Genomic DNA, 13,313 nt, shown 5'->3' on the forward strand with positions numbered 1-13,313 from the left:
TGCAAGAGCTCATCTTACCCTCCGGGAGCCTCCTTTGACGTCGCAACCTGAGCCAGCGTCGCGTGAGCGTGCCATGAAGACGATGACCGTTGCGCGACCTGCGCGTCCCGGCGCATTGATCTGCAACAGACGAGAGTTGATAGGCCCCGGTCCAAGAACCCCGCGACCTGTCCCCTGTCTTGTGCGCCACCGGCTCGTAGAGTTCTTGGCGGCAGCAACTTCGCACTGCGGCTCTCGGAGAGCCCTGTTCGATGTCGCTCCCCGAACTGGGCGGCTCCAACAGCGGCATGACGCCTTTTACGCTTCCGACCCTAGCGAGGGCCGACTTCGCTGCCAGCGAGGCGCTCACAGCCTCTGGCAAGCATTCTAGCTCGGAAGAATCGCAAGCTCACTCTATGCCGGATCAGACATCGTGGAGTTCGTTAGGTGTTACAGTCTTGCCCATGACGCGCCGGATCAGATCCGGAGGGCACGCCTGCTTCCGTCCACCTCCGCGTCGTAGGCAATCCTCTGTCAGTCAGATTTGGTCCTCGTCCCGTCGGGTTGTCGAAACTCAAGCGACTTTCTCGGTCACGAGGGCGGAACTGAGCGTCGGTTCCATCGTCATGTGGAGAACATGTTCTCATGTCGGGAAACGAAGGAACCGACGCTCAGCCGAGCGCCGGAAGTCAGAAGGAGCACCGCGCGAGAAGATGACTGCTTCCTCGCAGGAGAGAATGACTACCAGCCCTCCTCCCAATGGCCACGTCAGGTTTGTCTCGGCGACCGCCTTGTAGGAACCCACACTCAAAAGGACCGCATTCGCGCCGCGCTTCATGCAAGTTGTTACCGGGAGGGAAAGGCTGGTAGCAGACCCTATGACGCGCGAAGTTGTTGTACTGGACGTGAAAGGACGAGCCTACAAGAGTTGCCGGGATGTTTCTAAGCCACCCTCACCATGTTCCCGGTGAGCGACGGAACACGGATCGTGGGACGTGTGGATGTGTCGGACGTCCTCGGCTACTTGATCCGCATGAGTTGACCTAGGGTTCCGAAACCCTGACCGCTTCCCGGCCACCTGCGGCCCGATTTGATCCACGGCTTACCTCCAAGGAGCCTGCGGAATGACTGCAACAGACCTTCAGCATGGCCTCCGCGAGAATGCAGGCCAGGTCACGCACCAGCTGATCCAGGTCATGCTGGTCGGCTTCGCCATCGGCATGACCCGCACGGTGGTTCCGGCCCTGGCAGAAAGCGAGTTCGGGCTCGAGCGCGGCTCGTTCCTGCTGCTCGCTTCCTTCGTGGTGGCCTTCGGTGCGGTGAAGGCAGTGATGAACTTCGTAGCCGGGCGCTGGTCCGAGCGGATCGGGCGCAAGCGCGTCCTGTTCTGGGGCTGGGTCGTGGCGCTGCCGATCCCGATGATGATCTGGTATGCGCCCGACTGGAACTGGATCGTGGCGGCGACGGTGCTGCTGGGGGTCAACCAGGGTCTCTGCTGGTCGATGACGCAGACCGCGAAGCTTGACATCACACGCGCCGATGAACGCGGGTTGACGATGGGGCTGAACGAGTTCTCGGGCTATGTCGGCGTCGCAGTCGCGGGCATACTGACCGCCTATGCCGCGGAGTGGCTGGGGGCACGCGTCGGGCTCCTGGTCTTCGGCATGGCCGTCGTCTTGCTCGCGCTGCTTCTCACCGTTGTCTGGGTGAGGGATACGCTCCCGTGGGCAAAGGCGGAGACTGCTGCGCACAGGGCCGCACCGCCGAAATCTCTGCCTCGCTATCCGCGGGGCGTCTCCGATCATCCCGGCATGGGCGAGGTCTTCGCGCTGATGACCTGGCGAGACCGGCGCCTCTTCGCGATCTGCCAGGCGGGGCTCGTCGAGAAGTTCGTCGATGCTCTCATGTGGGCACTTTTCCCGGTCTTCCTCGTGGCCCAGGGCGCCAGCCTGACCGAGGTCGGCTGGATCGTCGGGACCTATGGTCTTGTCTGGGGCGGCTCACAGCTCTTCACCGGGCGTCTATCGGACCACGTCGGCCGGTTCTGGCCGAACGTGCTGGGCATGTGGATCTGCGGCGTGGGCGTGGCAATGGTGGTGATGGGTTCGGGCGTGCTCTGGTGGTCCGTCTCGGCGGGCGTGGCGGGTTTCGGCATGGCGCTGCTTTACCCCAACCTCTCCGCGGCGGTCGCCGACATCACCCCTCCCGCCTGGCGCGGCTCGGCCATCGGCATCTACCGCTTCTGGCGCGACCTCGGCTATGCCATCGGCGCGCTCGGCCTCGGGCTGGCGGCAAACCTGACGGGTGGAGCCGAGGCCGCCTTCTGGTTCGTCGCGATCTCGATGTTCGTCTCGGGCGGTCTGCTCTTCTGGCTCGGTGAGGAAACCCACCCGAGGCTCAACCCAGCCTGAATTCTGGTGCCAAGAGGCGAGTAACGTCTTCTCCTCTTTCCGGTTTCGGTGCCGCATGGTGCATTGCGGCAGCCCGTCGATGAGTTCTTCGATTACCTCAGGGTCAGATTTAGGCGAGACGGCGCCGCAGGCGCCCTTGGCGGCAAAGCAACGTTCGTGATGGAGCTGAGAAATGGCGCCAGTTTCCGGATTCGTCCTCGTTGCCCCGCTTGGTGTGCGCCATCACCACGGGCGGCCTGCTTGCCGTTCGCGGCATCAAACCGAACGCGGACGAGAGACTCCAAGCGGCGGCCATGGTCACGTTCCTGGTCCTGCTTGCTCTCCACACGATCGAGATCCTGGCTTTCGCCGTGGTCTACAACGTGCTGCTTGGCTGGGGCGAGTTGGGACAACTCGGCGGCAGCTACGACGCGAGTCGGGAAGGGCTGATCTCCTTTTCCGGCATCAACTTCGCCACCCTCGGTTTACACGCATATCGAGACCAGCTGATCGATACGGATGATCAACATGTTGCAGTCCCTGGGCGGATTCATGGTGCTGACCTGGTCGGCGACCTTCCTCTATCAGTCTGTGAACGAGCCTGGCGCGGGTAGCATAGGAAGATCAGGTGAATAGTCAGTTTGTCGCTGACACGCTCTCCTGATAGCTGCGCTCGCGTTTCGGCCAAGTGCTTTTGATGTATTCGAGAACCGCTCGAATCTCCGCGTCGCTCAGCACATCTCCGAAGCCTGGCATGTCGCTCTCGTATCCGCCCCCGACGATCGCGGCCGTGCCTTCCCTCACGATCCGCAACAGGACGTCGTCGGGATGGTGCCATGTATGACCGGTAGCGTCGTGCGGTGGCGCCGGCAGCCGGCCCGAGGGGAGAGGCGACCGCCAATCAGGCTGGCCTTCGAGGGTCGCACCGTGGCACGCCGAGCACTGATCCACATAGATCTGCCGTCCTTCAGCGATGACCTCCGCCGGTGCCACAGAGCTCGATGCGGCACTAACCCCATCGGTGAGGATCAGGACGGTCAAGCCTCCGATGAGCGAACCGATCATCGCGGTATTTCGATGGCCTTTTCTCAAGAGTTGGGTCCCCATCGCAGCAGAGGTGCATTCTGCCAGAGGGGCGCCGTCGGCAACATAGACATTCTCGTGAGCAGCGCCTATCTCTGCGTCATGTTTGATCGCCTCGTCACGATGCTTGCCATACTCGCGATCACTGTGGTGACAACGGCGGCCTCTGCGCACGCTGCGCGCATGAGCTACGCGTCCGGTCCGGAGCACGCAAGCCATGTTGGCGGGGCGATGCATTCTCCCGATCCTGCTCAACTTGCCTGTGAAGGTGAAGATCACTGTGGATCGGCCGATGCCGGGGTGTGTGAGTTCGTCTGCGCGTCTCTTTCGGCCTTTTTGACGTCGCCGGTCGCTGATTCCGGGCCGGCATACGGTCCCGCTCGACATGGCTTTCCGTCGGAGGCAAGCCACTTCGGCCATGCGCCGGATCTGAACGAACGACCACCGAAGCTCCGTCTCCTCTGAACGCGCCCGGGCTGACGTCCGCGGCGTCCCATCAACTTTGATGAACGGGACAGATGTCCCGAGGAGACGACCATGAACACCCTTTCGCGACGCGGCTTTATCGCCGCATGTGCTGCCACCGTTGGTGCGGCACAGATGCCCCGTCTTGCCTCCGCGCAGGCGCTGCCCCCTATCGCCCTGTCCGCTGCAAGCCGCACGCTCGAAATCGACGGTCGTGCGGCCACCGTCTTCGGCCTCGCTGGTCCCGGCGGTCAGGGGCTGGTGCTCGACCCCGGACAGCGTTTCCGGGTCGATCTTACAAACGACCTCGACGTCGGCACGATCATCCATTGGCACGGTCAGATTCCGCCGAACGCGCAGGACGGCGTGCCTGACATGCCCATGCCCTTGCTCTCGCCGGGCGAAACCCGGTCCTACGACTTCGAGGCGCGGCCAGGCACGCACTGGATGCACAGCCACGTGCCGATCCAAGAGATGCAATTGCTCGCCGCGCCGCTCATCGTGCGCTCGCAGGAGGACCTGGCTGCCGACAGGCAGGAGGTCGTGCTGTTCCTGCATGATTTCTCCTTCAAGTCACCTGATGAGGTTCTCGCGGACATCAGCGGTGGCCATGGCGGCGGGCACGGTGCGGGTCATGGCGCAGATTCCGGTGCGCCGCCCGAGCAAGGCATGCCCATGAAAGGCGTGGGCGCTGTGCCCGGCATGGATCATGGCGCGATGAGCCACGGCGCCATGGGTGGGATGATGGGCAACATGCCGGGAATGGGCGGGATGATGGGCATGGGCGGCATGGCCATGGACCTGAATGACTATAACTGGGACGCCTATCTCGCCAATGACCGCACCCTCTCCGACCCCGAGGTGGTGCAGGTCGAGCGCGGTGGCCGCATCCGGCTTCGCGTGATCAACGCCTCTGCGGCCACGGTGCTCTGGATCGATACCGGCGGCGCGCGGGGGCGACTTGTCGCCGTCGATGGGCACGCCGTTCAGCCCGTTTCTGGCACCCGGTTCGGGCTGGCGATGGGTCAGCGGCTGGACATCGAGATCGACCTGCCAAACGAAGGCGGAGCCTGGCCGATCCTCGCCCTGCGCGAGGGCGCACGGGAGCGGACCGGCCTGATCCTCGCGACGCCGGGTGCAGAAGTTCGGCGCATCGAAAGTGTCGCAGAGGTGGAAGCGCCCGCCTTCGACACCGACCTTGCTCAGGAGGCGAGCCTGATCGCGCTGGATGCCCTGCCGGATCGACCTGTGGACCGTAGCCAGATGCTGATGTTGGGCGGCTCGATGCAGCCCTATGTCTGGACGATCAACGGGTCCGTCTGGGGCCGGCACCAGCCGATAATCGCGCGCAGCGGCGAACGTGTAGTGCTGTCGTTCCACAACATGTCGATGATGGGCCATCCGATGCATCTGCACGGACATGCGTTCCAGGTCGTCGGACTGAACGGACGGGCGGTTGCAGGCGCGCTGCGCGACACCGTCTACGTCCCGCCGATGTCGATGGTCGATGTCGCCCTGGACGCCGGCGAGGCCGCGCGCTGGATGCTGCATTGCCATCACATGCCGCACCTTGCGACCGGCATGATGACCGAGTTCGCGGTCACGGCGTTGGTCTGATCCAGACGGGGCGCCCTGTCCGGGGCGCCCCGACGCCCGATACCGATCCTGTGATGTCCTGCCCCATGTTGTCGTGAGGTCCGGGCAAAAGGCGCATCAGGACACCCGAACCACTGCCGATTCCAGCGACCGCTAGAAAAGGCTTGAGCTTACAGTAACTGGAAGCCCCAGGTAGGTGCGACCATGGAAAGGCGGAAGACGATGGATCACGATCATCATCACGCGGCACACGATATCCCGGCAGGGTCCGAGACGGCGAAGGACCCTGTCTGCGGAATGACGGTGGCGATCAAGCCGGACGGGCGTCATGCCGAGTTCCAGGGAGAGACCTTCCATTTCTGCTCGGAGTCGTGCCAAACGAAGTTCGGGGCGGATCCCTGGTTCTACGCTTCCGGGCGGGCCGGGAAACACAAGAAGGCTGCTCCGGCCAACGTGCAGTATACTTGCCCGATGCATCCCGAGATCGTGCGGGACGCGCCGGGAACCTGCCCGATCTGCGGCATGGCGCTTGAGCCTATGGTGCCCACGGATGAGCCAAGCCACGAGCTGGTCGACTTCACGCGCAGGATGTGGATATCGGCGGCGGCGGCCGTGCCGCTCATCGTCCTGACCATGGGCGAGTTGGTGGCTCTGCCGGTGCGCGACTGGGTCGGGCATCAGACGGCCAGCTACCTCGAGTTTATTCTCGCGACGCCGATCATCCTCTGGGCGGCGCTGCCGTTCTTCCGGCGTGGCTGGGAGTCGTTGACAAACCGCAGCCCAAACATGTGGACGCTGATCAGCCTAGGCGTGGCGGCAGCTTACCTCTATTCTCTGGTCGCGACCTTCCTTCCGGGCGTCTTCCCTGAGCAATACCGGATGGGACACGGCGTCGGCACCTACTACGAGGCGGCTGTTGTGATCGTGACGCTGGTCTTCGTCGGCCAGGTTCTCGAACTGCGCGCGCGCGAGCGAACGGGCGATGCGATCCGCGCGCTCCTCGACCTCGCACCCAAGACGGCACGGCGCATCCTGCAGGACGGCACGGAGTATGATGCCCCCCTGGAAAACGTCATGGAAGGCGATCGGCTTCGCGTTCGTCCTGGCGACGCGGTCCCGGTCGATGGGACAGTGATCGAGGGGCGGTCATCGCTCGATGAAAGCATGTTGACCGGCGAATCCATGCCTGTCGAAAAGGGACCGGGCGATGCAGTGACCGGTGCCACGATCAACAAGAACGGCAGTCTCGTGATCGAGGCCGGCAAGGTCGGGTCCGACACGGTGCTGGCGCAAATCGTGGCGATGGTGTCGAACGCACGCCGATCCCGCGCGCCGATCCAGGGTCTGGCCGATCGCGTTTCGGCAGTGTTCGTGCCGACGGTTGTGGCAATCGCCATCATTGCCTTCCTGGTCTGGCTATTTCTAGGCCCCGAACCTGCTCTGGTCTTCGCCATCGCATCCGCCGTGTCGGTGCTAATCATCGCATGCCCCTGTGCTCTGGGTCTCGCGACGCCAATCTCCATCACGACGGCGGCGGGGCGAGGAGCCCAGGCCGGCGTGCTGATCAAGGATGCTGAAGCGCTGGAGCGCATGGCCGGGGTCGATACGCTGATCGTGGACAAGACCGGCACGTTGACCATGGGCAAGCCAAAGCTGACCGATACCGTTGCCCTCGGCTCGCTGCCGGCGGCCGACATCCTCTCGCTGGCCGCAGCCCTCGAGCGCGGATCGGAGCATCCGCTGGCCGAGGCGATCGTCGAAGGTGCCGAGGCGCAGGGCGCTCCGCGTCAGGAGGCTGTGGACTTCGATGCCGTCACCGGCAAGGGGGTGCAAGGTCTCGTTGGGGGGCGCGCAGTGGCACTCGGCAACTCGGCGATGATGCAAGCGATGGGGCTGGACACGGCTGCGGCCGAGGCACAAGCCGACGTTCTGCGCAACGAGGGCAAGACAGCCATGTTCGTCGCGGTCGATGGCGCGCTCGCCGGCATCGTGGCGGTGGCTGACCCGATCAAGGACAGCACTGCAAAGGCAATCCGCGAACTGCACGCGCAGGGACTACGGGTGATCATGGCGACGGGCGACAACGAACGCACGGCGCAGGCGGTGGCCGGCAAGCTCGGAATCGACGAGGTCCGCGCGGGCGTGCTGCCCGAGGCAAAGAAGGAGCTGATCGACCAGTTGCGCCGCGAGGGCCACAAGATTGCGATGGCAGGCGATGGGGTGAACGACGCGCCCGCGCTGGCCGCCGCCGACGTAGGCATCGCCATGGGCACGGGCGCGGACGTGGCGATGGAAAGTGCGGGGATCACCCTGTTGGGCGGCGATTTGATGGGCATCGTCCGTGCGAGGAAGCTCGCCCGGGCCACCTTGCGCAATATCAAGCAGAACCTGTTCTTTGCCTTCGCCTACAATGCTCTCGGGGTGCCGATTGCGGCGGGTTTGCTTTACCCGTTCACCGGTCTTCTTCTCTCTCCCATGATCGCTGCCGCGGCCATGAGTCTGTCTTCCGTCTCGGTGATCACGAACGCCCTGCGGTTGAGGCGGATCGACCTCTGACTTGCCAATACATATGTATTTATAGGGTTCGCGTAGGGTTTGGGTGGGGGTGGACTAGCGATTTTTTTTGTTTAAGAACAGGGAATAGGCCCGACGGACGCATAGAAATGATGGCGAGAGGATCTATCACATCACACTGCCGCTACTTCGGCAGCCCGGCCGCTATCCAGCCTTCAATCAGGACGATCTCTTCCTCGGCCAATGGGCGGCTGAGAAACGGCATTCGTGGAACACTTTGTCCGCGCAGGCGTCGGATCAGCTCGCTCTCCTCCGCCTTGCCGGGAATGAGAACCACGCCCCGTTCACTTCCGATCAGTGCGGCGTCGTAGTCGTCCAGTCGCAGTCCTTTTGAGGCACCGGCAATCGCCGAGTGACACATTATACAGCGCTCGGTGAAGACCGCGCTGACCTCTGCCCAGCCGGGAGATACGTCGCTGCCCGCCAACGCGTGGCCGCAAACCAGAGCCGTCACGGCTAGCGCTCTGACTACCGACCGCCTCATGACGCTTGAAACCCGAACGAGACCGAGATTTCTCCCTCGCGACTGCCATCTTCGCTTCTGCACCGAAGCTACACCAATTCGTGCTGATTCTGCGCTAGCATGATTGTGCCGACGCGGACACTTCGCCCGCGAGGCAGCCTTGGGGGAGGCATCAATGAGAAGAACTGCAATAACGGCGTTACTGTTCGCCTGCGCACCGTTGGCGTTGTCTGCTGCAGACGTGGACCTGGATACGATGCGAGCCAGTGTCGAGAAATACCGAGACATCGCTATGGCCATGGCGGACGGCTACATCTCGCCCGACAACCACTGCGTTTCAGCCGAAGGTGAGGGCCTTCCGGCAGACTTGGGCGCCATGGGGTTCCACTACATCCATCCAGCGTTGCTCAAGATTACCGGAACCGACCCGAAAGTTGATGGAGAGTCGACCTACACCGACTGGTCTCAGCCCAGTGTCCTGATCTACGAGCCGCAAGCAGACGGCTCCATGGAACTCGTGGCAGTCGAGAACCTCGTTTTTGAGGCGGCTTGGACTGCGGCCGCGACGGGCGAGGAATTGGTTCTAAACGGCCGCGCTTGGGATCATATGGCGGACGATCCAAACACGCCGGGAGACGAAGCACATGGCTTCATGCCTCATTACGATCAGCACGTCTGGCTGTTCAGGGAGAACCCGATGGGCGACCTTATGCCTTTCAACCCGAACGTATCCTGCGAGCACGCCCAAAAATGACGGCATAAGTCGTCATACGCCCTCGACCGGGGCACCCTAGGCGCCTCGGCACAAACAAGGATTCGGCTGCGCGGGAGGCGTAACCGTTAAAGCGATAAGCTCCGCTTATTCCGCATTGCTAGCTTCGACCTAGTTGCCGCCTGTGCACTCCCAGAGAACTTCTAATTGCGGGTGCGTTTTCAGGCAGTATCGTAGCCTTTGAGTGAAGGCCCGCATCGGGTCGTCTTAGCGTTTCGAACTTATGCGGCTCAATCGCCTGAGAGCGCGGTGAGCCGATGAGGAGGTCCAGGCACCACCACGCGATGTCAGAAGCCCCGCCGCGTTCGCTAGGCTCGCCAGCTGCGGATAACTGGTCGCCTGACCATCTCTGACCATCTCTGACGAGCTTAGACTGAAAGTCTGAGAGGGCGTTGGCAGCCTGGTCGGCCGCGTCGGAGCGAACGCGTAATGATGCTTGGTAGGCCTTCACAGTTGCTGGCCGTGGCAGAGGACATCCAACGTCTCGCCGCCGGTCTGCGCGATTCGACAATGTCGATGCAGATGGTCCCCATCGGATCGATCACAGGCCGGTTCCGTCGGTTGATGCGCGACCTGTCGGGAACACTCGGCAAGGACATCCAGTTCGAGACCCGCGGCGAAGAGACCGAGCTCGACAAGACCGTGATCGAGATGCTGGCAGACCCCCTGGTTCACATTCTCCGGAATTCGGCCGACCACGGGCTCGAGACAGCCGAGGTCCGACGCGCCGCAGGCAAGCCGGCTGCAGGGCGGATCGTGCTTTGGCCGCGTATTCCGGGGCCGAGGTGCTGATCGAGGTGCGCGACGACGGCCAGGGACTGGATGCCCAAAGTGCCGTCGATCTTCTCAGGCGGATGATGACTCCAGTAGACCTTCTCTCGGCGACCTCGAAACAGACAGAATCGCGGCGGATGTGTTCACAAAGACGCTCGACAAGACCATCTCGTCTCGGCTGCACGAGCTGGAAAGCGGGCTTCAGGTGACCGAAGGTTGGCTGAAGCGTACTGTGCCGTCCAGTGGGCGCTGTCGAAGCGGGTGATGACGGTCCGCGGCGACATGTCGGCGACCGTGATGTCGCTGCAGTCGGGTGACGCGACGCGGCAGAGGCTCGACCACGTCGCCGCCATTCTGGACGCGGCGGCAGACGCCTGCGATTCCGGCGTCCGGGTTGCCCTGCTCGATCTGGCTCGGCGACAAGTCGACAGCGTCTCGGCCGAGCACCTGCGGAACCTAGACGAGGCCTGCACGGCTCTCGACCGGACGGGCCTGGGAAAGCTTGCGCTGCTGGCCGATCTCTACGGTGCGTTCTCGGACAGGGCGCCGGGCGCCGGAGGCCACCCAGTCCGCATTCAGCACCCGCACCGACGCCCTGAGCCTGGCTTACCGGCAGATCATCGACCAGGCAGAGGGCGTGCGAAGGCTGGGCGGCCAGATGCAACTGGTCGGCATGAATGCCGTGATCGCCTGCGCCAACCTCGGACCGCAGGGCCTGGCGCTGAAAGAGACTGCGCTGCAGTTGCAAACCCTCGCAGCATCGGCCCAGACAACGCATCAGGCGCTGGACCGGAGCCTGTCGCGGATGGAAGCAGGTCTCCTGCCAATCTCAAGCGGCCCTCGGAGTCGGCGCAGAGAATCTGGCCGGGATCCTGGCGGGCGAGCAGGTGAAGATGGCTGACCTGCTGGGTCGGGTCGACACGCCGTTGAACGAGATGCGGTCGCTTCTGGCTACTCGGCGGACGGACCTGCAGAGCGGAAGCCACTCTGCGATTGGCATCCTGGAAGAACAAGGCCGTGCGTTCCGCGCCCTCGCGGAGCGGGTTCGGACCCTTGCGACCGAACGCCGAACTAGGTCGAAGGCCTCGTAGCAAACCCGGTCGTCCATATGCTGCGCGGTATCCTGACGATGCGGCAGGAGCGCGACGTACATGACGAGTGGATCGCAGGTTTCGCGCGGAAGGATGGCGAGAGCATTCGGCGCGACCCGAAAGCAGGCTGCCAAGTTCCGGCAGAAGCCCCATTCTCTGCGAGCTGAGGAAAGGCTCGCGGGCTGCCAGACTTCCGCGTCGAGCGACGGCTGAGACCGACGCTCCCCGTTGATCCATGTCAGCGACGCTCCGGCTGTCATTTGCGAAGTCCTTCCCATCTGCCGCGCTGGAGTTCGTTGGGATGCCAATCAAGCTACGCGCACGTTCCGCGCACCGATTACGCGCCTCGGCGCTTTTTCCCTTTCTCGCGACCACGTTCCTGATCACCTGGGGACTGATCGGAATCTACATCCTCGCCCCAGAGACAGCTGCCGCGACCTTGGGTGAGATCAGCGGAACGCACCCCTTCTTCTTTCTCGCCACCTGGGCGCCGGCTATCGCTGCCTTTCTGGTGGTCGCGTCTCACGGTGGTGCCTCCGGCATCCGCTCGTTTCTCTCCCGGCTCGTGTTGTGGCGTTGTGCGAGCGGCTGGGCGGCCTTCATCCTGATCCTCGTGCCTCTCGTCTTCGTAGCCGGCTCGCTGATCAAGGGCGGGCCTGTCTTGGCGCCGATGCCCCCCGAGGGCTTCGGATCGATGGTGGCGCTTCTGTTCACGATGCTCCTGCTCGGCCCGATCGAGGAGTTCGGCTGGCGCGGTGTGATGCAGCCCCTTCTTCAGCGGCACATGGCGCCGTTATGGGCAGGCCTCATTATCGGTGCGACCTGGGGCTTCTGGCACCTGCCCGCGTTCTTTCTGTCCAGCACGGTTTATGCGGACTGGGACTTCCTTCCGTTCTTCATAGGAAACGTGGCGCTCGCGGTTCTGGTTACGCCGATCTTCAACAGCGCGCGGGGCAGCCTGCTTTGGCCGATGCTGTTTCACTGGCAACTCATCAACCCTTTCTGGCCCGATGCGCAGCCTTGGGATACGGGCCTCTTCGCCGTCGTGGCCCTCCTCGTCGTATGGTGGAACCGCAGCACGATGTTTTCCAGGGAAACGGCCGTGACCGAGGTTTGGCAATGATCGCGCGTCGTGAGCTGCTAACCGGCCTTTGCGGCGTCGCGCTTGCGACCGGGGCGTGGGGCGCCGGTGCCTACCGCGCTACGATGGCGGGGGCAGAGGCCCGCATCGCCCGGAGCAGCACCGTCATCCGGACGAGCGCGGGCCAGCTCGAATTCGCTGTAGCGGGCCACGGGCCGCCAGTGATGATGATCCACGGCACGGGCGGCGGGTTCGACCAGGGCCTGCTCTTTGGCCATGGCTTGCTGGAAGCCGGCTTCCAGATCGTGACGCCGTCGCGCTTCGGGTATCTGCGCAGCAGCTTTCCGGAGGACGCCTCGCCGGCCCGTCAGGCGGATGTGCTGATGCAAATGCTTGACCACCTTGGGCTCGACCAGATCGCTGTCGCGGGCGGCTCGGCGGGGGCATTGACGGCCGCGGAATTCGCACTCCGCCACCCAGAACGTTGCACCCATCTGGTCCTGATCGTGCCGGCGGCAAACCTGACGGGGCGCGATCCGGTGGCGTTCACCGCCCTGCAGCGCGCGGCGGTGGAGCGTATCCTGAACTCGGATGCCTGGTTCTGGGCCTTCGCCACTCTCGCACCGGACATGCTGCTGCGCACTCTGCTTGCGACCGATCCGGCCCTGCTCGACCGAGCTTCGCCCGAGGAGCGACGGCGGGCCGATCTCATCCGCGAAGGCTTGATGCCCATCAGCCGCAAGACGGATGGTCTGCGTAACGACGGCTTCTGGGCAGGTGCGCCCACGCTGTCGGCTTTCGAAAGCATCGCCGTACCCACCCTGATCCTGTCCTGCGAAGACGATCTTTTTGGCACGGCCGACACGGCGCGTCTGCTCGCCGGTCGCATCCGAGGCGCTCGACTGGTCGTCTATCCGGACGGCGGGCACATCTGGCTTGGCCACGATGCCGACCTGATGCGCGACATCAGCGCCTTCATCAGGGAACCGCGCGCCTGACCTTTCGAGGAGACGCCCACCCTTGCGCCGAATGGCCAGCGCGCGTC

General features: G+C 63.7%; 10 protein-coding genes and 1 pseudogene. 9 read left to right on the plus strand and 2 right to left on the minus strand.

Features of this window, described 5'->3' with window-relative positions; translation table 11 throughout:
- The first annotated feature begins 1,103 nt into the window (after positions 1–1,103).
- Positions 1,104–2,390, plus strand: coding sequence for an MFS transporter (locus C8D95_RS03840; protein ID WP_109757785.1), 1,287 nt, complete (start codon positions 1,104–1,106; stop codon positions 2,388–2,390).
- Positions 2,391–2,599: 209 nt separating this feature from the next.
- The gene (locus tag C8D95_RS03845) at positions 2,600–2,983 is read left to right on the plus strand and encodes a hypothetical protein (protein ID WP_249033305.1); all 384 of its coding nucleotides are present in this window, start codon (positions 2,600–2,602) and stop codon (positions 2,981–2,983) included.
- A 22-nt stretch (positions 2,984–3,005) separates the two neighbouring features.
- On the opposite strand, the gene C8D95_RS03850 is transcribed toward C8D95_RS03845, so the two are convergent.
- On the minus strand, positions 3,006–3,410 hold the full coding sequence (locus tag C8D95_RS03850; protein WP_249033306.1) for a c-type cytochrome: 405 nt from the start codon (positions 3,408–3,410) through the stop codon (positions 3,006–3,008).
- A gap of 144 nt (positions 3,411–3,554) precedes the next feature.
- Between C8D95_RS03850 and C8D95_RS03855 the strand changes: the two genes are divergently transcribed.
- The 3 genes from C8D95_RS03855 to C8D95_RS03865 all read left to right on the plus strand — a co-directional run bounded on the left by C8D95_RS03855 (position 3,555) and on the right by C8D95_RS03865 (position 8,069).
- Entirely contained in the window at positions 3,555–3,917 is a 363-nt protein-coding gene (locus tag C8D95_RS03855) for a hypothetical protein (RefSeq protein ID WP_241239805.1), read from the plus strand.
- A gap of 72 nt (positions 3,918–3,989) precedes the next feature.
- Positions 3,990–5,534, plus strand: a complete 1,545-nt coding sequence (locus C8D95_RS03860; protein WP_109757787.1) for a multicopper oxidase family protein — start codon at positions 3,990–3,992, stop codon at positions 5,532–5,534.
- A gap of 201 nt (positions 5,535–5,735) precedes the next feature.
- Positions 5,736–8,069: a heavy metal translocating P-type ATPase gene (locus C8D95_RS03865; RefSeq protein ID WP_109757788.1), complete on the plus strand. Its 2,334-nt coding sequence runs from the start codon at positions 5,736–5,738 to the stop codon at positions 8,067–8,069.
- A gap of 142 nt (positions 8,070–8,211) precedes the next feature.
- Here the strand turns inward: C8D95_RS03865 and C8D95_RS21905 are convergent, their stop codons facing one another.
- Positions 8,212–8,541: a c-type cytochrome domain-containing protein gene (locus C8D95_RS21905; RefSeq protein ID WP_164721571.1), complete on the minus strand. Its 330-nt coding sequence runs from the start codon at positions 8,539–8,541 to the stop codon at positions 8,212–8,214.
- Between the two features lie 184 nt (positions 8,542–8,725).
- On the opposite strand from C8D95_RS21905, the gene C8D95_RS03875 reads away from it, so the two are divergent.
- The 4 genes and pseudogenes from C8D95_RS03875 to C8D95_RS03900 all read left to right on the plus strand — a co-directional run bounded on the left by C8D95_RS03875 (position 8,726) and on the right by C8D95_RS03900 (position 13,266).
- A complete protein-coding gene (locus tag C8D95_RS03875) occupies positions 8,726–9,304 on the plus strand; it encodes a hypothetical protein (RefSeq protein WP_109757789.1) in 579 nt (192 codons plus the stop codon).
- 456 nt (positions 9,305–9,760) lie between these two features.
- A pseudogene (locus C8D95_RS03880) lies at positions 9,761–10,146 on the plus strand (chemotaxis protein CheA); the annotation flags it as partial.
- Positions 10,147–11,488: 1,342 nt separating this feature from the next.
- Complete coding sequence (locus C8D95_RS03895) at positions 11,489–12,310, plus strand: CPBP family intramembrane glutamic endopeptidase (protein ID WP_109757792.1); 822 nt, start codon at positions 11,489–11,491, stop codon at positions 12,308–12,310.
- The gene (locus C8D95_RS03900; RefSeq protein WP_164721573.1) at positions 12,307–13,266 is read left to right on the plus strand and encodes an alpha/beta fold hydrolase; all 960 of its coding nucleotides are present in this window, start codon (positions 12,307–12,309) and stop codon (positions 13,264–13,266) included. Before C8D95_RS03895 ends, C8D95_RS03900 begins: the two co-directional genes overlap by 4 nt.
- Positions 13,267–13,313: the final 47 nt, after the last annotated feature.

The sequence above is a fragment of the Silicimonas algicola genome (genome assembly GCF_003148765.1).
GTDB lineage: Bacteria > Pseudomonadota > Alphaproteobacteria > Rhodobacterales > Rhodobacteraceae > Silicimonas > Silicimonas algicola.